This is a genomic window from uncultured Odoribacter sp. (assembly GCF_937966165.1).
In the GTDB taxonomy this organism is placed as follows: Bacteria; Bacteroidota; Bacteroidia; order Bacteroidales; family Marinifilaceae; genus Culturomica.
In genome coordinates this window covers 199021-218882 of record NZ_CALCLB010000032.1, presented here as the reverse complement: position 1 = coordinate 218882, position 19862 = coordinate 199021, and the positions used below count along the sequence as shown (strand labels likewise).

Annotated in this window: 16 protein-coding genes and 1 pseudogene; 4 read left to right on the top strand and 13 right to left on the bottom strand. The window is 41.9% G+C overall.

Annotation, left to right across the window (positions count from 1 at the left end):
- Positions 1-5: 5 nt before the first annotated feature.
- Complete coding sequence (locus tag Q0465_RS12670; protein ID WP_298616732.1) at positions 6-3119, bottom strand: hypothetical protein; 3114 nt, start codon at positions 3117-3119, stop codon at positions 6-8.
- Between the two features lie 464 nt (positions 3120-3583).
- Between Q0465_RS12670 and Q0465_RS12665 the strand changes: the two genes are divergently transcribed.
- The 3 genes from Q0465_RS12665 to Q0465_RS12655 are packed head-to-tail and all read left to right on the top strand — an operon-like array spanning position 3584 to position 5702.
- Positions 3584-4135 (top strand): RNA polymerase sigma factor, encoded by a 552-nt coding sequence (locus Q0465_RS12665; protein WP_298616731.1) that lies wholly within the window; start codon positions 3584-3586, stop codon positions 4133-4135.
- The gene (locus Q0465_RS12660) at positions 4116-4631 is read left to right on the top strand and encodes a hypothetical protein (RefSeq protein ID WP_298616730.1); all 516 of its coding nucleotides are present in this window, start codon (positions 4116-4118) and stop codon (positions 4629-4631) included. Before Q0465_RS12665 ends, Q0465_RS12660 begins: the two co-directional genes overlap by 20 nt.
- A 3-nt stretch (positions 4632-4634) precedes the next feature.
- The gene (locus tag Q0465_RS12655; protein WP_298616729.1) at positions 4635-5702 is read left to right on the top strand and encodes a hypothetical protein; all 1068 of its coding nucleotides are present in this window, start codon (positions 4635-4637) and stop codon (positions 5700-5702) included.
- A gap of 122 nt (positions 5703-5824) precedes the next feature.
- On the opposite strand, the gene Q0465_RS12650 is transcribed toward Q0465_RS12655, so the two are convergent.
- The 5 genes from Q0465_RS12650 to Q0465_RS12630 all read right to left on the bottom strand — a co-directional run bounded on the left by Q0465_RS12650 (position 5825) and on the right by Q0465_RS12630 (position 11172).
- Positions 5825-7747, bottom strand: a complete 1923-nt coding sequence (locus Q0465_RS12650; protein ID WP_298616728.1) for a dihydrofolate reductase — start codon at positions 7745-7747, stop codon at positions 5825-5827.
- A 96-nt stretch (positions 7748-7843) separates the two neighbouring features.
- Positions 7844-8533, bottom strand: a complete 690-nt coding sequence (locus Q0465_RS12645; RefSeq protein ID WP_298616727.1) for an RNA methyltransferase — start codon at positions 8531-8533, stop codon at positions 7844-7846.
- Entirely contained in the window at positions 8481-9092 is a 612-nt protein-coding gene (locus Q0465_RS12640) for an NUDIX hydrolase (protein ID WP_298616726.1), read from the bottom strand. Before Q0465_RS12640 ends, Q0465_RS12645 begins: the two co-directional genes overlap by 53 nt.
- 149 nt (positions 9093-9241) lie before the next feature.
- A complete protein-coding gene (locus Q0465_RS12635) occupies positions 9242-9511 on the bottom strand; it encodes an HU family DNA-binding protein (RefSeq protein WP_298616725.1) in 270 nt (89 codons plus the stop codon).
- 116 nt (positions 9512-9627) lie between these two features.
- The gene (locus Q0465_RS12630; protein WP_298616724.1) at positions 9628-11172 is read right to left on the bottom strand and encodes an NAD(P)/FAD-dependent oxidoreductase; all 1545 of its coding nucleotides are present in this window, start codon (positions 11170-11172) and stop codon (positions 9628-9630) included.
- A gap of 267 nt (positions 11173-11439) precedes the next feature.
- Between Q0465_RS12630 and Q0465_RS12625 the strand changes: the two genes are divergently transcribed.
- Positions 11440-12198, top strand: coding sequence for an SDR family NAD(P)-dependent oxidoreductase (locus Q0465_RS12625; protein WP_298616723.1), 759 nt, complete (start codon positions 11440-11442; stop codon positions 12196-12198).
- Positions 12199-12254: 56 nt separating this feature from the next.
- Here the strand turns inward: Q0465_RS12625 and Q0465_RS12620 are convergent, their stop codons facing one another.
- The 7 genes and pseudogenes from Q0465_RS12620 to Q0465_RS12590 form a co-directional block, all read right to left on the bottom strand.
- Positions 12255-12839, bottom strand: coding sequence for a hypothetical protein (locus tag Q0465_RS12620; RefSeq protein ID WP_298616722.1), 585 nt, complete (start codon positions 12837-12839; stop codon positions 12255-12257).
- Positions 12840-12865: 26 nt separating this feature from the next.
- Positions 12866-13969 (bottom strand): annotated as a pseudogene (locus tag Q0465_RS12615) (DNA polymerase III subunit gamma/tau); the annotation flags it as partial.
- 153 nt (positions 13970-14122) lie between these two features.
- Entirely contained in the window at positions 14123-14878 is a 756-nt protein-coding gene (locus Q0465_RS12610) for a tetratricopeptide repeat protein (protein ID WP_298616721.1), read from the bottom strand.
- Positions 14879-14923: 45 nt separating this feature from the next.
- Positions 14924-16750 (bottom strand): BatD family protein, encoded by a 1827-nt coding sequence (locus Q0465_RS12605; protein WP_298616720.1) that lies wholly within the window; start codon positions 16748-16750, stop codon positions 14924-14926.
- Positions 16751-16795: 45 nt separating this feature from the next.
- A complete protein-coding gene (locus Q0465_RS12600; protein WP_298616719.1) occupies positions 16796-17614 on the bottom strand; it encodes a tetratricopeptide repeat protein in 819 nt (272 codons plus the stop codon).
- A gap of 71 nt (positions 17615-17685) precedes the next feature.
- A complete protein-coding gene (locus Q0465_RS12595) occupies positions 17686-18732 on the bottom strand; it encodes a VWA domain-containing protein (RefSeq protein ID WP_298616718.1) in 1047 nt (348 codons plus the stop codon).
- A gap of 93 nt (positions 18733-18825) precedes the next feature.
- Positions 18826-19818 (bottom strand): VWA domain-containing protein, encoded by a 993-nt coding sequence (locus Q0465_RS12590; RefSeq protein ID WP_298616717.1) that lies wholly within the window; start codon positions 19816-19818, stop codon positions 18826-18828.
- Between the last annotated feature and the right edge of the window lie 44 nt (positions 19819-19862).

Sequence of the window (19862 nt, the reverse complement as noted above, 5' to 3'; positions counted from 1 at the left end):
GTATTTCAAGGGGCAATATAATATTCATATTCTTTTAAAATGACCCCGTCCCCGTTCAGCACCCGAATTATACGTCCGAAATCATCATAATCGTAATAATAAGTCAATCCATTGTGATCCGTTTCCGAAACTTTCCCTACACCTGGAATATAGTTGGCAGTCACAATTAAAGACTCTTCCGGTATAATTTGCAATTCATCAATCCATTCGCTACTGTTTCCGACAGTAATGCACGTAGAAAACGATTCAATTAAATCTGACAGATCATTGAGTTCAGAGAAAGTATTTACGCTGCTTTCCGATTCTGAAGAAGGACGCGATAGTTCCAGCGATTCATATTTTCGCGTCCAAGTCTGTCCGTTATCGGAACTGCATAAATAGGAAACTCGGTATTTACCCGGTTTTAACTGACCTATGCTGAGGACAAAACCTCCCTGTTTTACTTTTTGACGTCTCGAATCGTGCGGACATTCTATAGCAGTAGCATCATTCTCGAAATTGGAATAATAAACCTGATTTTTCCTGGCATTTTCCACGATTGCTATAATGGAATTATTTTGGTAACCATACACAATTGTCCGGTAATTCCCTTTTTCCGAATGACTGCATAACAAATTTCCCTTTGGATCATAATGGTCGTAATAGATTTCTGTATGATAGTCCGGATCACAAACAGGAGACAAATTAAAAAAATGATAAGGCTGAAAATTGTTTTTTGCGGCAGTAAGTAATAAACTTTTATTACATGCCGACACAATATGAAAATGATTTATATCCTGTTCTAGGACTTTATATTCACTTATACTTCCCTGAATGGCTTTTTTATTTTTATATACCACCACTTCTACGGGAAAACTGATCATTCCTTTTTCGTTCATACATCTTAGAGCATAGGCAGTACTGTTATCCGGACCGGCATTTGCAACCTCTGTTCTATAATTAAAAGGATAGCGATATACGACAGAATCAGTTTCATTTGTAATTTGAGTTTTGGTCACTGTAGTTAAAGGCAATAAATATTCCGGATCGTAAGTGTAGGACAGCATTTGTTTCGGCTGACTTTTACTCCAGGAAATACTTTCTTTTAACAGCACCGGTTCCGAAACCCATTCATATTTCCAGAGTAAGTTTATATTGACGACTTCATTATCTTTAAAATTATATCCCAGTTCTATACCCGGAACATATCCTTTTATCACCCGTCGTACTCCCGGATTAAATATATAAGAATGCTGTACGCAATTCAAAGTATCTCCGTTCCCATCGTACAAAATCTGAGCATTCAGTAAACCACGCTTCCAAAAACGGGAGCTATTGGGCATGGCATCAAAACGATTAGGCATCGGATCATGACCTGGCTCGTCTACCTCATACACCATAGAAGGCCTATCCTGATCGGAAGAAGAACTATACATATAATGCATCTCCTGAGAAGAACCGTCTGGCCGGTATTCCGTTACTACCCGATAATGCATAGGAGCCCCGTCTACGTCAAAAATACGACCTGCACAACGGGAAGTACACATAACCGGTAAAATAGTAACAACCGGATTCCTATCGTAATAATAAAGCAATTGTCCTGTCATAATTCCGCTCGTCCGGCCATTCCACGGAAGTGTATAACGATACCGCGTAACAATAGGAACAGCCCCGCTATGGGTATATTGTGAGATGGATTTTATACGCATCCCTCCCCCTTCTATGGAATCTGTTACGCCATCCTTTTCGTATATTCCTTTATTTAATTCATACTCATATTCCGTATATCCTCCCGTAGAAGTATAAACCCGTTTCAATATGCCCGACTGAGCATGCAGAAAATTCGCTTCCCGGTCTGCTCCGGGCAAACGCACGGATCTATATCTTCCTTTTACAAAGTTACTTTTATTATTTGCCCCGTTATAGTATCCCCAATGGTCGAAATCCAAGGTTTCCATATCCGGTATATGCCAGGCTGCATAATCAAAACGACTGATTGGCACCGTCTTCCCTTTGGAAAATTCGTAAACCTTATCGAGTTTCAATCTCTTACAGACGTTACCAAAATAAGAATAATCAAATTTTATAGATTTTAAATACCGTTCTTCCGTACCGTAAATTTTGATTTCTGACAAACGACGATTGGTTAATGTATTTGTAGGATCGTCACTGGATTCAAACTCCATCTTTTCGCCATTTGTTGTCACAATTCTCCGTAAAAATTTTGGTTTTACCTTCGTCTCTGTATAATATATCGAAGAATCTCTCGATTCATATTCCCACCCATAAGTATATTTCAAATAAACTGTTCCGTTCATTTGTTTATCTACAATATTCTGTTCCTGACCGGGAATATATTCAAAATGGATGGCGTTTTTATGGCTATCAATCATTCGGTTGAGATACCAGGTAGAAACAAAAGAAAAAGACTCACGGGCCGGATTTTTACTGTCGTAAGTGGTTACTGAAGACATTTCCTGATCCTCATCTCCAAAAATATATTCATATCCTTTTTCATCCGTTATAATAAAGTATGTTTTATCAACCCACCGGATATTCAATTTAGTATAAGGAATCGGATAAGCCTGTCCATCATAATCTACGATAAACATCCCGGCACGACCAGCGAATTCATAGTAAAATAAATCGGGTTCCCCATCAAAGTTATCGGCCTTATCTTTATCTAAATTAATTTCTTTCCATGTAGCTAAAAAAGAAGCTTGGTAACCGTCACAATTAAGGGTATCTACATTTTTACAATAGCCGTCTTCATCCGGTCGCTTCCGCACCATACGGGTAATCCTTCCTCCAGCAGATAAATTCCAACCCAACCCTGTCCAACTGGCGACATCTTTTACTTTTATTCCACTGGCCTGATAGGACAAGGAAATCGGCACACTCAGCTTTCCGCAAGCAATATTGTATAAAGGTATTTGGATTCCTACCACTCCCGTCCCGTAATTGACCGGATTACTGATACTGCGTATCAAACCACTGCTCCCAGGAGTAGGAGGAATCGTCTGAGCCCCACCCCGATAAGTTAAGCATAAAAACAAACTCAAAATAAAACAATACAATCTTACATTCTTTTTTTCGCTTCCAAAGGAAAAAACATTTATACAAAATTTTTTCTTTTTCATGTCTCACAATTTTTTAGTTTTCACTTGACTGTAAACTGCATGAGATAATGAATAAACATAGAATACCCAGGACGGAAAATACCGTCTGTCGCAATTCCTATGTTTAAAAACAATCAGCACATACAGATTACAATCTTTTCTGTTTTTTCATCCGTACTTACCGAATTCCCGGGCAGGTAAGAAGATTTCTCTATTAAAATTAAAGGGTATTTTTGGAATTTTTTTCAAAACCTGAAAAAAAAAATCTGAACAAGCCATTTTTAGGCCTTTATTTAACATTTTTTAACGTCATATTTTTGAAAAAACGGATGCATATTTTTGAGTAAAATATTGTTTTAAAAAATTAGCTGAAAGAAATAGTTTTAGGACAGAAAAACCTAATAACTAAATAATTTTTGTAAAAAACCGTTTTTTTATGCAGCAAATTTATTTCTTTTACGTCATATAGGCAGAAAGCAAAAAGAATGAGCGATTATAAAACGATATTACGACAATGCCGCAAGAGAGACAGGCGGGCTCAACTCGAATTTTATATGTTGTTTTATAAAAGCGTATACAACAGTGCCTACCGTATTCTCGGAAATTCCCAGGAAGCCGAAGAAGTGATGCAGGAAACTTTTTTAAAAGTGTTCGACCGGATAGAGGATTACAACGGAGAAGCCAGTAATATGGAGAGGATTCTGAAACGGATTGCCATAAATCAGGCTATCGACCTTTGCCGAAAAAGAAAAGTTCAGTTTCTCAGTTTGGAAGAAAATGTATATGCAATGGCAGAAGAAAATTCCGAAGACGAGACCGATATACAGTTGCAATTGATTGCTGAAAAACTGAAGCAGTTGCCGGAAGGCTACCGCTTAATGATCAACCTGCACCTGATAGAAGGACTGAAATACGAAGAAATTGCACAAATGTTGCAACTCTCCCCTTCGACCGTCCGTTCTCAGTTTGCACGGGCCAGAAATAAATTAATCCGATTAATTAAAGCACATTCGACTTATGAATCACTTAGTAGATGAAAAAATAAAAAATCAGACAGAAATTTTTGATACCGCTCTGCCTCCTTTCGGACATTTTGAACGATTCGAACAACGTCTGGAACACCATGAAAAAAGGAAGAACAGACACGCCCGCCGTTGGGTTGCGGTTACTTCAATCGCTGCGGCCCTGGCCCTGATTCTGATGTTCCAGTATTTCTATCCCTTCCGTATGCCTGCAAATGCAGCCGACTCTATTACAGAAGTAACAGCCTATTATAACCGGCAATTACAACAACAAATAATCAGTATCGAACAGAATATCAATCTGGTAAATGAACCCGAGCGGGACGAGATTTTAAAAGATATTACCGATATGGAAAAGGAATCGCGGCAACTGGACCGGAGAGTACCGGGAATTACAGAAGAAGAAGCCATCGCTTATATTATTTCCCGCTACAATACACAACTGGAATCCCTTGCCCACATCCAATCGATTTTAAAAAGATTACCAACTTCTAAAAAACAAAACTTATAAATTATGAAACACAAATCTCTTTTTTTATTAGGCAGCTTTTTACTGCTCTTCGCTACTTCCCTTTGGGCTGTGCCCACAGAAGTAAAACGGATCGTCAATAAAAATTTCAAAGTAGGCCAGAATTGCGAATTACAGGTGAATAATAAATACGGTTATATCGTCATTCAGCAATGGGATAAAAACGAAATCGATTTCTCTATTGAAATCATCGGAAAAGGAGAAAATCCCAAAGTGGCCCAGCGAATGGCCGATCAAATTTCCATCGATTTTCACAATATGAATAAATTGGTACAAGCGACCACCCTAATCGAGAGACAACGCAATAATAACTGTAGAAATTGTGGCTTTACGATCAATTATACAATAAATGTACCGGCTTCCGTTAAATTGAATCTGACCAATAAATACGGCAATATTCAGCTGGATGAAACCACACAACCTTTCCGGGCGGATATCAAATACGGAAATCTGTATGCCAGTAGCCTGAAAGGAACAAATAACGAGATCACAATCAAATACGGAAATATTGAATTATCTGAATCGGAAAAGCTTTTACTGAACATCGGATATGGCAATGTTCATCTGGACAAGATCACCCAACTGAATCTGAACAGTACTTATTCAAAATTCGATCTCGGCACAGTAGGTTCTCTGGAAATGACCTCCAAATACGACAGGTTTATAATTAAATCGATCGATTCTTTTATCATCCTGAGCTCTGCTTATACAGACTTTACGATCGATTATCTGGGAAAACGCTTTGATGCTTCCAGCCTTAGGTATTGTAAAGTAAAAATTACTGAGGTGGCCCAGAATTTCAACTCTATTTTAATAGAAGCGGGCTATACGACTATCCGGATCGGACTGGATAATCACTACAATTTTATGGCTGATTTGTATAATCGTTACGGCTCTATACGCCTCAATGGTATTAAATTATCAGACGTAACCCTGGACGACAACGACAACCGCTATTCCAAGACCATACGGGGACGGGTGGGAAACCAGACAGACCCCCAGGCAAAAGTAAAAATATCCAATTCTTATGCCGATATTATTTTTAGTAAATAAATAATCATTGGATGAAGGCCTGATATCTGATAAATATTTATCCGGAAACACGCTGATTAACGAAATAGCAAAAAGTATTTTTACTTTTTAATCCCAACCGGAGTTTCGTTAATCAGCTTTTATCAAAAGCCTTCGTCCAAGGTCCATTCCTCCCCGTATTTCAGCATCTGTTCCAAAAAATTATCCGGATAATGTACCGAAACAGCTGTTATTTTCTCTCCTTGTTTTATCAAAGCATATTCCGGATTTATGAACCCGGCATAAGGGGGAACATTCAATTTCCGGTATCTTTCCAATACTTCTTTCTGCAAAGTTGTATCTACTTTAACGCCGTAGGTCTCAACTAAATCCCGGGCAGCCGGATAATCGCCCTCCGATTTTATTCGCTGCACTTCTGCCAGGAGTTTTCCGAATAACATTCTTAAAGCCGGATAATCGCGTATAACAAAATAAGTTTTCCCTTCTCCCTGAAGTTTCTCTATAATCTTTGCCTCTTTCCCCTGTTCATATACCCAGGAAGCAATCAACTGCCGGTTACGCATATGAGCTTCTTCCAGACAATCGCCCGGTTTAATGCGGGTTAATTGTATCAGCAATGCATTCCGGATATAAGCGTCATATTCACATTCTGCCACCTCCGGACAGGAAATGATCCCCAGCTCCAACAATTTGGGATCCATAATATAATACAGGGCAAACAGATCCGCCCGGGCTTCTTCCAGAGTGGAATAGTAATTTTTCAAAGCCTCAGTAGTCACTCCCGACAACATTTTTCCCGAACCATGTCCCAGGCATTCGTGCAGGTCCGTATGTACATTTCCACCTTCATACCCATACAAATGCGCTTTCCGTTTCTCTTCTTCCGAATAAGCAAACTCACCGATAACCCCGGTCCCCTGAGAAGCCCGGTGATAAGCATAGGTTATATTATCCAATGTCACCGATTTACTTCCATAACGTTCCCGTATCCATTCGGCATTCGGTAAATTGATACCGATAGGGGTAGCCGGATGGCAATCTCCCCCCAACATCGCCACTTGCATCACACGGGCAATGATTCCCGAAACTTCTGTCTTTTTAAAACGCTCCTCAATAGGGGCATTTTTTTCAAACCACAAAGCATTTTCAGCCAGTTTTTGCGTACGCTCACAAGCCTCAGCATCTACAATTTCTACCACAGATTCCCAACTGGCCTTATAAGCCAACGGATCTCCGTATACTTCAATAAAACCGTTGATAAAATCAACGAGCGCCTCTTGCTCCTGCAACCAGGCTATCGAATAAGCGTCGAAAATAGCCAAATCTCCGCTTTTATAATATTGAATCAGCAAACGGATCACCTTTTGTTGTTGTTCCGTCAAAGCATATTTTTCCGCCTTTTCCAATGCTTTTACAATATTCCCGATCTCTTTACTGTACTTCCCTCCGATTTTCCATACCTCTTCGACCAATTTTCCATCCTTTTTCACCAAGGTAGAATTCAATCCCCGGGATACGGTCTCCCCTTCCCCTGCTGACGGCTGTTTGTAAAAATCTTCTACTTCCTGCTGGGTAACGCCGGAATAATAATTATTGGCAGAAGCTTTTATCAGATCCTTTGCCCCGTCCAGTACAACCCGCTTTGCCATATAATTCCGGTCGAACAGTATCCGTTTCAAACCGTCAAATTCCTCCCCGCTCCCGACAGCCACCAAAAGTAAACGGAAATATTCTTCCGGAAAAGCAGGAATAAATTTATCCATAGAATAATGGTGATGGATCCCGTTTGCAAAAAATACTTTTTTAGTATATAAAAGAAAAGCTTTAAATTCTTCCGCTTCCCGGTCTCCCGTATATTCCCGCAATATTTTCTCCAATAGCCGGCGGATACGCAAGTTATATTTATTATTCTGATCCCATAAAATATCCCGCCCGGCTAAAGCCGCCCGGCTTAAATAATAAATAAAAATCTTTTCCTTTAAAGACAATTCTTCAAAGGCAGGTACTTGATAACGCAATATGCGGATATCGTCGAATTGTTCTGCAATATAATTTTCAAAGTCCATTTTCTCTTTACTAAAATGTTCGTACTGATCTCAGGTTTTCTCCCTTTTTCTCTTTTCACCGTCCTTTTATCATACGTCTTCTTTTCTTCTCCGGTTTCAAATGTTTTTCCCTCTTTCCGCTTCCTCAAACCGCTCTAAAATTTCTCCCGAGGCTTTCACTGCGTGTTTGTACCATTTAAAAGCGACTTTTACTTCCTCTTCCGGCGACAAATGCCAGTCGATATCACTGACCCGCAACCGCTGCATAACACTGTACATGACCAAAGCCGCACATACGCTGACATTCAGGCTTTCCGTAAAACCGTACATCGGCACTTTCACAAATTCGTCCGCTTCCCGGATAACCTCCTCCGACAATCCGGTCAATTCCGTTCCGAAAAAAAAGGCCATCTTCCCTTTTTTTAAATCCAGATCGTCAATGTATATATCGCGGGTATGAGGGGTAGTAGCAATTATACGGTATCCCTGCTGACGAAGCCGGCATATAGCAGCCGGCGTATTGTTCTCTTCCCCCCGGTAACGGTGAAGACTAAGCCATTCCCGCGCCCCCTGGGATACAGTTGAAGTGGTATCGTATTTGTTCCGGTTTTCTATAATATGCACACTCTGCACCCCCATACAGTCGGCTGTCCGCATGATAGCACTCTGGTTATGAGACTGGTACAAATCCTCCAATACCAGAGTGATATATTCCGTTCTCTCCCGGATCAAACGGGTAAAGAGCGCATTTTTTTCATCTGTTACAAAATTTTTCAGATATTCCACTTTTTCCTGTTCCGTCTTCATAAATCCTGGTTTTCTCGTAAAAATATTTCCACAAAGCCGCTACGTGCATCGCCTGCATAATCCGGTTCTCCCTCAATAATTGCATCACTTCCTCCGGCTCCAGCAATTCGACTGCAATATCCTCCGTTACTTCCGGATGAGGCTCCCCTACCTTTTCCAAATCAGTAGCTAAAAAACAATACGTCAAATTGGTATGAGTGCCCGGATTGGCCGAAAATACCATATATTCTTCCCAATGTCCCTTTCCATAACCCGTTTCCTCCCACAATTCCCGCCGGGCCGCTTCTTTATAAGAAATATCCGAATCCTCTGCCACGCCTGCACACAACTCATAGGCAACCTGCCCCAAACCATGCCGATACTGCCTTTCCATCAATAACTTTCCCTCCCGTGTTACCCCAAGGACACAAATCCACGCAGGGTATTCCAATACATAATAAGAAGGAATTACACTCCCGTTCGGTAGTTCTACCTTATCCCTTCTGACAGTAAACCAGGGTTCTTTAAAAAGATACTCCGACTGCAATATTTTCCAGGGTTTAATTTGTTTTTCTTCCATTTTTTCACCAGTAAATCCGTATAAGATAAAGAGAAATATCCATTTAAAGCTAAACCGATACAGATCTCTGTACAAGATCTTGAGGCATAAAAAAAGGGGCCCTTAAAAATTACTTTTCAGGCGGCCCCTTTTCTTATCTTGTTTTGCTTTTAGCATTTTTCTGCCAATTCAGCCCCAGCTTTAAATTTAACCACTTTCTTAGCAGGAATTGTGATAGCTTTACCCGTCTGAGGATTTCTACCGCTTCTTGCGCTTCTTTCAGATACAGAGAAAGAACCGAATCCGATCAATGCAACTTTATCACCGCTCTTCAGTGCATCACCTACTGTTTCAATAAAAGCTTCTAAAGCTTTTTTGGAGTCTGCCTTTGTCAAACCTGCTTTTTCAGCAATAGCGTCAATCAATTGTGCTTTATTCATAATATAATTTTTTAGGGTTAGAATTTTTATAACCTTTCTCTCTAGGCAAATGTATATATTTTATCCAGGATGTCAAAGTTTTCAAAAAAAAAATCGTTTTTTTTTTAATTTTTTCACTATATAATACCCTCTGCACATTTCTCCCCATCCATAGCTGCTGAAATTATTCCCCCAGCGTATCCGGCCCCTTCTCCACAAGGATAGAGCCCTTCAATTTCCACATGCCTCAAACGGTCGGACATTCTCACAATTTTCAAAGGGGCAGAAGTCCGGGTTTCTATCCCCAATAATACAGCTTCCGAAGTCAGAAAACCTCTTGCCTTTGCTCCGAAAGAAAGAAGCCCTGCCCTCAATCGGCTGGAAATCAGTTCCGGTAACCACTCGTGTAAGGGAGAGCTGTTCACTGCCGGTTTGTACGATACCCGGGGCAAATGATTGCTGTATTTACCCGCCAAAAAATCCGTCAGAACCTGTGCCGGTGCCTGCAAGTTTCCTCCACCCTGCCGCCAAGCTTCTTTCTCTAAAGTTTCCTGCAACTCCATACCCCCAAACAATCCCGAATAATGCATTTGTTCCAGCTCTTCCCGTCCAATAGCCGTGACCATAGCCGAATTTGCCCAGGGGGTATTCCGGGCAGAAGACGACATTCCATTCACCACCTGCTGTTCCGGACCCGTAGCAGCCGGAACAATAACTCCGCCGGGACACATACAAAAAGAATATACACCCCTGCCGGCAATATTGGTGACAAAATTGTATTCCGCTGCCGGTAACCATTGTCCCCTTCCCTCATTCCGGTGATATTGTATGCGATCGATAAGCTGCTGCGGATGCTCCAACCGCAGTCCTACAGCAAAATCCTTAGGCTCCATATAGACGGAACGGGCCTGCAACATACGGTATACATCCCGGGCAGAATGCCCGGTAGCCAGTATTACCTGACCGGCATAAATCTCTTCCTGCCCGGCCCTAACTCCTTTTATCCGTTTACCTTCCAGAACAATATCCGTCACACGGGTTTGAAAACGCACCTCCCCCCCGCAGGCCTCTATCGTCTTCCGGATGTTTACAATTACTCCGGGAAGCTTATCTGTTCCGATATGGGGATGAGAATCGATCAGTATTGCAGGATCAGCCCCATGATATACCAATATTTCCAAAGCCCTTTGCACATCTCCCCTCTTTTTGGAACGGGTATATAGTTTACCATCTGAAAAAGTACCGGCTCCTCCCTCTCCAAAGCCAAAATTAGAATCCGGATTCACCTGCCCGGTTTTATAAAGTTGCCCCAAATCCCGCCGGCGTTCTTCTACCTTTTTTCCCCTTTCCAGCACCAACGGACGGTATCCCCTTTCTATCAAACGCAAAGCGGCAAACAAACCGGCCGGTCCTGCTCCTACGACAATCACCGGTCTGGCCAAAGAAACGTCCCGGTAAGCCGGTTTAAAAACCTTTTCCCGCTCTTCCATTCTGTCGATATGTACTCCCAACCCCATTTGAAACACCACCTGACGCTGCCGGGCATCCACTGCCCTCTTCAAAATATCGATATGCCGGATACGTTCCACAGCTATTCCCGCTTCCCTGGCCACACATTTCCGCAGGGTCTCTCCATCCGCCGCTTCTTCCGGTTTTATCCTGATTTGTATCTCCCTGTACATTATTACTCTATGTTTATAAATTCCACCTGTCTTTCCGGCTTACGGATGATTTATACTTTAAATTCCCTCTTTTTCTGTGTTTCCGTTTCACGACCGATAAGATTCAGCTAAAATATATATTTTAAACGGAACACCCCGCCTTTTTAACTCCTTTTAATCCGGAAGACCGGAAATCAATCCGGCAAATTTAATTTCACACAATTTTTCTTATTTTCATGAAAACCCCTAACTTCGTAACCGTTAAAACCGATTTAAAAATCAAATAACATGAAAAAAATAGCCTTAATTACCGGAGCGACTTCCGGAATCGGACAAGCGACAGCCTTGAAAGCCGCCAAAGCCGGATTTGATATCATCATCACCGGCCGCCGCGACGACCGTTTACAGCATCTGGCCGAAGCAATCCGGAAGAAAGGAAGTGAAGTTCTCACCCTTTGTTTCGATGTACGCAATGCGGAAGCTGTTAAAAAAGCCATTAATAGCCTGGAAGACAAGTGGAAAAACATAGACGTACTGGTAAATAATGCAGGACTGGCCGTAGGAGTGAGCCCCATTCAGGAAGGGATATTAGACGACTGGGAAAGGATGATTGACACCAATGTCAAAGGTTTGCTCTATATCACCCGGGCTGTAGCCCCTTTTATGATTCAAAAAAACAGCGGACACATTGTCAACATTGCTTCTATAGCAGGCAAGGAAGTATATCCCGGAGGAAATGTATATTGCGCGACCAAACACGCCGTAGACGCTCTATCCCGGGCTATGCGTACCGATATGCTGAAACATAATATCAAAGTGACAAACATCGCTCCCGGGATGGTAGAAACAGAATTTTCCCTGGTACGTTATAAGGGAGACGCCGAAGCAGCCAAAAATGTTTATAAGGGCATGATTCCTCTGAGCAACGAAGATATTGCCGATACAATTCTCTTTGCCATTACCCGCCCTGCACATGTATGCCTGAATGATATCGTCATTATGCCGACAGCGCAAGCCAATTCGAGGGATGTAAAAAGAGAAGGATAAATGATATGTTCTGCAAGACTGCCCGAAAGCTGTTTCCGGCAGTCTTCTTCCCACCCTTATTCCAGTTCCAGGCCGAACAGTTTACTCATTTCCGCTACGACAGGATTCTCCTTAATAAAATAAGCCAATTTATCCTGAGCCGTAATCAGACGACGCTCTTCCTCTCCGGAAGCATTCTCAAAAATCCGGATTTCCAAAATAACAGAACCGTTATTTAATTCCCGCATCAACATATTCTGCAAACTATGCCGGATGGCTTCCAGTTTTTCGATTTGCAACTGATTGTCTGCCCGGATAATAATCCGGTCCCCTTCTATTTCGGGACTGTGGGAGGTCAATGCAATACTCACGCTGGTTTCAGGCCGCTCCTGACGGATAAACAAATCAAATACGGCCTTCACTTTCACTTCGTCAAAAGCATCGTGAGCAGACAGCGGTACAGAAATATCCGACGTGGTTTCAGGCTTTTTCACTTCATATTGCTGAGCGGATTCAGCAAAAGCTTTTTTCAGTTTAAAAGAAGCGGTAGGTTTATTTTTTTCTTCTTCCCTTACAGCATTTTCCGGAAGAGAAGATACCGCGGGAGAACCGGCAGTTGCCGGAGTTCCGAATTTACCGTCAAAATTTTTTATTTTCAGCAAGCTACTACCTTCAGCAAAGCTCAGACTTTTTTTTTTAACTCATTTATCTGACACAGCCTGATCAGGGTAATTTCCACACAGAGCCGTTTTTCCATCCGGATTTTGTACTGCATTTCACACTGTTCGATAACCTTCAGTGCTTCAAACAAAAAATCGACTTCACAAACAGCCGCCTGTTTTAAATAACGCTCCCGTATACGGGCACTTACCTCTAACAGTTGTACCGTTGCCGGATCTTTTGCCACCAATACGTTCCGGAAATGTTTTCCTAATCCCGCCACTAAATTAGCCGCATCAAATCCTTTTTCCATAATCTCGTTAAAGAGCAAAAAAGCTCCGGATACATTTCCTTCGTTGCATAAATCCGTCAAACGGAAATAATAATCATAATCCAGTACATTCAGGTTTTCGATCACTCCGGTATAAGTCAGGTTTTTTCCGCAAAAATTCACCACCTGATCGAAAATCGAAAGGGCATCCCTCATTGCTCCGTCAGCCTTCTGGGCAATGATATCCAAGGCTTCTTCTTCCGCTTTCACCCCCTCTTTATCGGCAATATATTGCAGATGACAAACCGTGTCCTCTACCTTCATCCGGTTAAAGTCGTATATCTGACAACGGGAAAGAATGGTAGGCAGTATCTTGTGCTTTTCGGTAGTCGCCAAAATAAAAACAGCATGAGCAGGCGGTTCCTCCAAAGTCTTCAGGAAAGCATTGAAAGCGGAAGTACTCAGCATATGGACTTCGTCGATGATATAAACGCTGTATCTTCCTACCTGAGGAAGAATACGTACCTGATCCACCAATCCCCGGATGTCATCCACACTATTGTTGGATGCCGCATCCAGCTCGTGAATATTTAACGATCGCCCTGCATTAAAGGCTTTACAGGATTCACATTCATTACAGGGCTCGGCATTGGGTTGCAAATGCTGGCAATTGATGGTCTTTGCAAAAATACGGGCACAGGTCGTTTTCCCCACCCCCCGCGGTCCGCAAAACAAATATGCCTGTGCCAGCTGATGGTTTACAATTGCATTCCGTAAAGTAGAGGTGATAGAAAGTTGGCCGACTACGGTATCAAAACTGGCCGGCCTGTATTTCCGGGCTGAAACTATAAAATTGTCCATGTAATGAATTCATTGAAAGTGAAGAATAACGTATAAAACATACTTTTGTTCTCCTCCGGCATTCTTTATTGGGGTAAAGTTAATAACCTTTTGGGTCTTTACAAAACCTGTTTTTATTTTTTAAACGGAAAAAACGGCAGGACTTCCCCGGATTTATATTTTCTCTATATCTTTTTTAGCCACCCAACCTTCATTCCCATCTTCCAGACGGATATTTACCCAATCTCCCAGTGATTCGATTACTCTTACTTTTAATCCCTCATGAATCACAAACAGACTGGTACCGCTATCGTCAGGGGCTCCCTTTACAGTAACGCTGGGCGTCAGGACAATCGCATCATCCCGTTCGGTAATCCGCCTGTATTGCTTCACTGTAAAAACAACAGAACATACGGTAAAAAACAACATGAGAATACCCAGTGTAAAACCGGTTTTTTTCCATCCAGCCGATGTAGAATAAAAAAACAAAGCAACCATTCCCAGAAAAAGGATAAACAAGGCTACTGAAATATAAGCCCACTGATCGGCAGAAAAATAACTTATAAAAGATTTATACCACCTTACTATGAAAATTTCAGGTAAAACTTCTATTTTATCCACGACCTGACTTTGGGCCATCTGCAAATTATAACGGGCATCCTTATCCCCGGGATCCAATAACAAAGCCCTTTCATAATTTAAAATGGCCTGCGTATTTTCACCCAGTTTATAATAACAATTTCCCAGATTATAATACAATTGAGCCGATTCCTCTCCGCCGGCCAATATTTTTTTATACGTATCTGCCGCTTCCAGATATTTTCCTTGACGGTATTCCTGTTCTGCCTGCTGAGTCAAATCTTCACCGGCAGCAGCCAAGGTCCCGAAAGTCCACATTATAAACGGCAATATCCATACTATTCTTTTCATATCTCCTTGATCTAAATCGTCCGAATTTTTTCAGGGTTCTTCCCTTTATTTTATCGCCTTATCCAATTTGGTAATGATTGCAATTCCATTTTCGTATACCTGATCCATTTCCTGACTGGGGTTGGCTGCCGGAGCATAACGGGCAAACTCGCAGGTATCCAATACGGTGATAAAATCCTGAATCAATGTACTGTCGACGGATTTCCGTTGTAAAATATCGCTGATATTATCCCGGTTCAATTCAGCCATATCAATATTCAGTTTATAGCTTACATATCCCCACAAAGCTTTCAACACTTCTTCATAGAATTGCTCGGTATTCCGGTTTTTCATTGCTGCAGCAGCCGATTTCATTCTTTTCCGGGCCATTTTGTTAGCTGTTTTATTTTTCACTCTTACCAGATCCGCATTGGCCTCAATCCGTCTCCGGTTCAAGATGGCTCCGATAACGAAAAGCAGGAAAGGAATGATAAAGGCCAGCCAATAAATTGTTGTCCCGAAGAAATTCCCTCCTTTAGGCCGCAGTTGCAGATCGCCCGTACGGATAAAACGGATATCCTGTCCCAACTGTCGTACATCTTCCTTTTTAAAGGATTGTACAGCAGTGGTGTTGTCCCCGGAAGTATTCACATTTCCTTTCAGTACATGTATATCATAACTTTCCCCGGAAATGCTCCTGTAGGAATGGGCTGCCGGATCAAAGTAAGAGAATGTTACGGCCGGAATTCTATACTCTCCGGCATAACGCGGTATCAGTACATATTCATAAGTGACAGTCCCGCTCATACCATTTTCTCCCGTTTTAATATCTTTAGTTACCTTGGGTTCATAACTTTCAAAATCCGTCGGGAAATTTACGACAGGGGCCGAAAGCAGTTTCAGATTGCCGACCCCACTGAATGTCACTTTATACGTCAAAGCATCGTTTGCCCGTATCGTATCGGCCGACAAAGAAGTCCGCACAGAAATATTCCCAACCGTTCCGCTAAATCCGGCAGGCCTTCCTGCTACGGGTAATTCCCGCACATTAATCTTCACAGGCCGGCTTAAACGCAACGCCTTTATATCCCGGTAATTCCCGAAAAAATCATCGAAAAAACTACGGGAACTGGCCAATTGCTGACGGACAATACATTCTACTTCAAACGGTTCAATCGTTATCTCCCCGGTATGCTGGGGAAACAACAACACTTTCCGCAGTACGCCTACTTTGTATATTTCTCCGTTGTATGTTTCCCTTACTAGCTCTATTTGCTGGGGAGTAGGGATATCTTCCGCCAAAAATCCGTCGAAAGAAGGGAATTTCGTTCTTCCAAAACTGACCAGATTGACCTTTGAATAAACTTTTATCGTAGCCACCAAACTTTCACCTATATACAAATTCCGCCGGCTGACATCCACCTTTACAAACAGATTATTTTCATTGACGGCCACATTCCCTTCCGCCTGCTCTGTCGGTTCCCCTCTCCTGCCGAAACGATTTGCATTATTTCCGCTTCCTTTCACTACTTCTACCGACAGGGTATTTGAACGGTATTCTTTTCCCTCTACAGTTACCGTGGCCGGAGGAATCTGGAAAGTTCCTTCCTTTGTTCCCTCCAAAACATAAGTATAGGTATAGGATACACTCTGCGTTACCTTACCGTTAATACTGGAAAAAGAAGAAGAAGAACCCGTACTCGGTCCCATCAATAAATTGAATCCTTCCAAAGTCGGGACCTGCAGGTTCGTTCCTTTCCGATTCAGAGAATAAGTTAACCTGAATTGTTCCCCGACTTCCACAACCGAAGGTGCTGAAGCTTCAAATTCTACACCTTGACCCCAGACGGTCAGACTCGTAAAAAACAACAATATGAAACCCAATAATCTCATCTTTATCCGTTTTAAGTCCATTGACTTATATTTTAAGGCACAAAATTACCAATCTTTTTCGATTTTCTGTTTTTTAGCCTTTTGTTGTTGTACTTTTTCTTTCTGTACTTTTTCCTGAACCTTTTTCTCGTCATTCTGTAAAGCCTCTAATAAACGCTGGGCATCTTCCTTTGAGATTTTCCCAGGTTGTTGCTGAGGCTGCTGATCCTGCTGCTGCCGGTCCTTATTCTGCTGATTTTTATCCTGATCTTTCCGGTCTTTGTCCTGCTGATCTTTATTCTGGTCTTTTTGATCCTGATTTTGATCTTTCTGATCCTGGTTCTGATCTTTGTCTTTCCCTTTATTCTGATCCTGGTTCTGATCTTTATTCTGATCTTTATTCTGGTTTTTGTCCTGTTGATCTTTATTCTGATCCTGGTTTTGGTTCTGTTGCTGTTGCTGCCTCCGGCGGGCATATTCCAGATTATATTTGGTTTCCGGAGAATCCGGACGGTTTCTCAACGATTCTTTATACGCTTCAATGCTCTCTTCGGTTTTCTGCATGGATAATAAAGTGTTTCCAATATTGTGATACAACTCTCCCAACCTTTGTTTATCCGTCTCCTCCTTTGCCAAATCAGAAAACTGTTGCAAAGCTTCATCGAATTTTTTCTGCTTGAATAAAGCATCTCCCAAATTAAAGGCAGCTTCGTAAGAATCGGTCTTCTTATCCAAAGCCTTCCGGTATTCAACTTCTGCCTTTTCAAAATCCTGTTTACCATAGAGATCATTTCCTTCCCGGACAAACTTCCGTTCTTTCTGTGCACTTGCATTAAAAGCAAAACCGATCAGAAACAATATTAAAGTTACTCTTTTCATCATCATACGAACTAAATCTAAATCCAAAACAACATCAACAATTCACAATTCTCTGCACCATTACATATTCTTTTTCTTTACATATCTTTTTTCTTTTGTTCCGGATTGAAAATATGAATTTTCATGAAGTGCCGGTTCTTTCTGCCTAAAATCATAAATTCGACAAAGACAAAAAATAAACCGATCAATAAGAAATATTGATATTTTTCAGCATAATCACTATACACCCGTTCTTCCAGTATCGTTTTTTCCATGCGGTTCACTTCCTCCAAAAGGGTGTTCAACCCCACATCTGTATTACTGGCCCTTACATACAATCCTTCTCCTGCCTTTGCTATCTTTCTCAAAGTCTCCTCATCCAGTTTAGATACCACGACATTTCCCTGTCCGTCTTTCATAAACTGTCCCGGATTGCCCTTTTGGGGGATAGGTGCTCCCTGTTCCAGCCCCATTCCGATCGTATGTACGTATATTCCCTTTTTGCGGGCCTCTTTCGCGGCAGCTACAGCATCGTCCTGATGATTTTCCCCGTCGGTAATGACAATGATTGCTTTGGAGGTCTGGGTCTCCGGAGTAAAAGATTTGGCGGCCAAATCGATAGCAGTCCCGATAGCAGTCCCTTGTACAGGCACGATATCCGTATTGATACCGGATAAAAATAAGCGGGCAGAAGAATAATCCGTTGTAATGGGTAATTGCACATAGGCATCTCCGGCAAATACGATCAATCCGACCTTGTCGTCAGACAATTTTTCGATCATCCGGGAAATAGCCAGCTTGGCTTTTTCCAGACGACTGGGTTTAATATCCTGCGCCATCATGGAATTGGAAACATCCAGGACAAGCATCAGCTCCACCCCTTTCTTTTTCACCTGCTGCAATTTGGAACCGAACTGCGGACCAGCTACTCCTACAATTACAAAAAGCAAAGCCAGCAAAATCATTGTAAATTTCCAGGCTCCCCGCCTGAATGAAAGCAAAGGCATCAGAGGAGCCAATAATTCAGGATTTCCGAATTCAGCAATCGCCTTCTTTTTCCGGCTTCTCATCACCACGTAAAATACAATCAATAAAGGGATGACAAGCAAAAGATATAATAATTCCGGATGTGCAAATCTAAACATAATCTCTTTTTTTTATTGCTCTGCAACGTTCTGTTTTTCCGACTTTTTCCAAAGTCATTTTTCTATCTCATCCAATTTTCACTCAAATTACCTTTAAGGAATCTTTCTCAGCAAAGTATACCTCAATAAGGCTTCCGACAGCAGTAATAACATTCCGACTAAACCGAACCAGAAATATTGTTCTTCCCGTTTACTGAAATGCTTTACTTCCACTTTACTCTTTTCCAGCTGGTCGATTTCATTGTATATCTGTTGTAACTTATCATTATCCGTAGCCCGGAAATATTGTCCTCCCGTTACGCTGGCAATCTGTTTCAGCACCGCTTCATCAATCTCTACGGGGATATTCTGCAATTGGGTACCGAAAGGAGTCTGCACCGGGTAAGGAGCTTCTCCATAGGTCCCGACTCCAATCGTATACACCCGTATTCCATAAGTTTTAGCCAATTCGGCAGCCGTCACCGGCGCGATGCTCCCCCGGTTGTTTACTCCGTCAGTAAGCAGAATAACCACTTTTGATTTTGCCGGACTGTCTTTCAGGCGGTTAACGGCATTTGCCAATCCCAATCCGATAGCCGTTCCGTCTTCTATCATTCCGCTCTGCACCTCCCGCAACAGGTTGACTAAAACAGCCTGATCCGTAGTCAATGGACATTGCGTAAAGCTTTCTCCGGCAAATACGACCAAACCAATCCGGTCCTGGGGACGTTCCAGAATAAATTTAGTGGCCACTTCTTTGGCCGCCTCCAAACGGTCGGGCGTAAAATCCCGGGCCAGCATACTGGTAGAAATATCCAAACCCAATACAATATCAATCCCTTCACTGGAATAGGTCTGCCAACTGTTACTCGACTGCGGACGGGCTAATGCTATTATTAAAAATACAATCGCCAATACCTTGCAGGCAAAAAGCAAATGGCGTAACCATACTCTTCCTGCATGCCGGATTCCCCGGAAAGCACGTAAAGAAGAGAACTGTAAGTCCGCATGCGATTGTTTCTCTTTAAAAACATACCACAAAATCACCGGTATCAACAATACCAGTAGCCAAAAATATTTCGGGTTGGCAAATTCAAATCCAAACATAATTCGATTTTTTAAGACAATCTCATTTCTAAATCCGTTTTTCC

Bases quoted from the DNA above. Each gene is read 5' to 3' on its own strand.
- Q0465_RS12665 (WP_298616731.1), top strand. From the start codon at position 3,584: ATGAGCGATTATAAAACGATATTACGACAATGCCGCAAGAGAGACAGG.
- Q0465_RS12630 (WP_298616724.1), bottom strand. From the start codon at position 11,172: ATGTACAGGGAGATACAAATCAGGATAAAACCGGAAGAAGCGGCGGAT.
- Q0465_RS12650 (WP_298616728.1), bottom strand. From the start codon at position 7,747: ATGGACTTTGAAAATTATATTGCAGAACAATTCGACGATATCCGCATA.
- Q0465_RS12640 (WP_298616726.1), bottom strand. From the start codon at position 9,092: ATGGAAGAAAAACAAATTAAACCCTGGAAAATATTGCAGTCGGAGTAT.
- Q0465_RS12595 (WP_298616718.1), bottom strand. From the start codon at position 18,732: ATGTTTAGATTTGCACATCCGGAATTATTATATCTTTTGCTTGTCATC.
- Q0465_RS12670 (WP_298616732.1), bottom strand. From the start codon at position 3,119: ATGAAAAAGAAAAAATTTTGTATAAATGTTTTTTCCTTTGGAAGCGAA.
- Q0465_RS12605 (WP_298616720.1), bottom strand. From the start codon at position 16,750: ATGAGATTATTGGGTTTCATATTGTTGTTTTTTACGAGTCTGACCGTC.
- Q0465_RS12635 (WP_298616725.1), bottom strand. From the start codon at position 9,511: ATGAATAAAGCACAATTGATTGACGCTATTGCTGAAAAAGCAGGTTTG.
- Q0465_RS12610 (WP_298616721.1), bottom strand. From the start codon at position 14,878: ATGAAAAGAATAGTATGGATATTGCCGTTTATAATGTGGACTTTCGGG.
- Q0465_RS12655 (WP_298616729.1), top strand. From the start codon at position 4,635: ATGAAACACAAATCTCTTTTTTTATTAGGCAGCTTTTTACTGCTCTTC.
- Q0465_RS12645 (WP_298616727.1), bottom strand. From the start codon at position 8,533: ATGAAGACGGAACAGGAAAAAGTGGAATATCTGAAAAATTTTGTAACA.
- Q0465_RS12660 (WP_298616730.1), top strand. From the start codon at position 4,116: ATGAATCACTTAGTAGATGAAAAAATAAAAAATCAGACAGAAATTTTT.
- Q0465_RS12625 (WP_298616723.1), top strand. From the start codon at position 11,440: ATGAAAAAAATAGCCTTAATTACCGGAGCGACTTCCGGAATCGGACAA.
- Q0465_RS12600 (WP_298616719.1), bottom strand. From the start codon at position 17,614: ATGATGATGAAAAGAGTAACTTTAATATTGTTTCTGATCGGTTTTGCT.
- Q0465_RS12590 (WP_298616717.1), bottom strand. From the start codon at position 19,818: ATGTTTGGATTTGAATTTGCCAACCCGAAATATTTTTGGCTACTGGTA.